The 1277-nt window shown below is 60.1% G+C and carries 1 pseudogene; it reads left to right on the top strand.

Going from position 1 to position 1277, the window contains the following annotated elements:
* Positions 1-106: 106 nt before the first annotated feature.
* Positions 107-1277, top strand: a pseudogene (locus EOA22_RS33980) (hypothetical protein); the annotation flags it as partial.

Genomic DNA, 1277 nt, shown 5'->3' with positions numbered 1-1277 from the left:
ACATGAACCGGGCGTCGATTTTTGACGCTGCGACGGAGCAAGCAATTTGACCTTGGCAGCATCTCGAGCCATCCGCTTGTGTGGAACCGAACAGGTCGAGCCACCCTTGCGCACACTTCGCGCGGGACCGTTGTCGGTCGACTTCGACAATGGGGCGTTACGCTACATCCGCCTTGACGGAATTGAGATTCTGCGCGGAATCTCGTTCCTTGTGCGGGACGAAAATTGGGGAACCGCTACAGCCGTTCTCGATGATCTCCACATCGATGAAAGGCTGGATGTGTTCAGCGTCGCATACCGTGCAACATGTTCCGCAACATCCGGTCGCCTGGTTTATCAGGTACGGATCTCGGGCAGTAGTGATGGTGCGCTGGCTTTTGCGGCCGAGGCAGAGCCCGAGACTGACCTTTTGACGAATCGGACCGGCTTCATCGTCCTTCATCCGATCGAAGCCTTGGCGGGCAAGCCGGTAAAGGTGCTGCATGAGGATGGTCATGATGAGCTATCGCTCTTTCCGGACCACATCGACCCTAAATGTCCGTTCACCGATATCCGGGCGTTGTCGCATGAGATCGCGCCTGGGATCTGGGCCACATGCACCATGGACGGTGATGCCTTCGAGATGGAGGATCAACGCAATTGGTCTGACGCTTCCTATAAAACCTATGTCCGCCCTCTGCGTCGCCCGTGGCCTTACCGACTGCCCAAGGGCCAGAAATTCACCCAGGTCGTCCGGCTACACGTGTCAGGAACGCTTCGTGCCGGGGCGTCTGAAAACCGCAATCCACTCATCAACCTGACGATCGGCAGACCCGTCGGCCAAGTGCCTCGCGTTGGCGTCGGCGTCGCTGGCGACGAGGCAAGGCACGCGCTTGTATCCCCCGAGCTTCTACGACGAATGGCTCCGCAGTGGATGGTCTGCCAAGTCGATCTCCGATTCGGACACGGCCATGATGAACTCGAAAGCTACGCCGCGCTTGCACGGCTGACCGGCGCAGGCGTGGTCCTCGAGATCATCACCAAGGGCACGCTCGACCCATTCGGCGAATTGGCGCCCGTCGCTGATGCGGTCCATACAATCGGCCTCAAACTGGAAGCTGTCTCCGTCTTTCCGGCGCAGGACATGAAATCCGTTCAGCCGGGAGCACCGCGGCCGGTCATGCCCAGCTTCCCCGAATGCTACTCCGCCGCTCGCCGGGCTTTCCCGGGGATCGGGCTGGGCGGAGGCATGGCCGCTTACTTCACCGAACTCAATCGCAAGCGTCCGCCAGCCGAAG

The sequence above is a fragment of the Mesorhizobium sp. M7A.F.Ca.US.014.04.1.1 genome (assembly GCF_003998745.1).
GTDB lineage: Bacteria > Pseudomonadota > Alphaproteobacteria > Rhizobiales > Rhizobiaceae > Mesorhizobium > Mesorhizobium ciceri.
The sequence above is the reverse complement of the archived record's forward strand: the minus strand, read 5'-3'. Positions and strand labels throughout refer to the sequence as shown.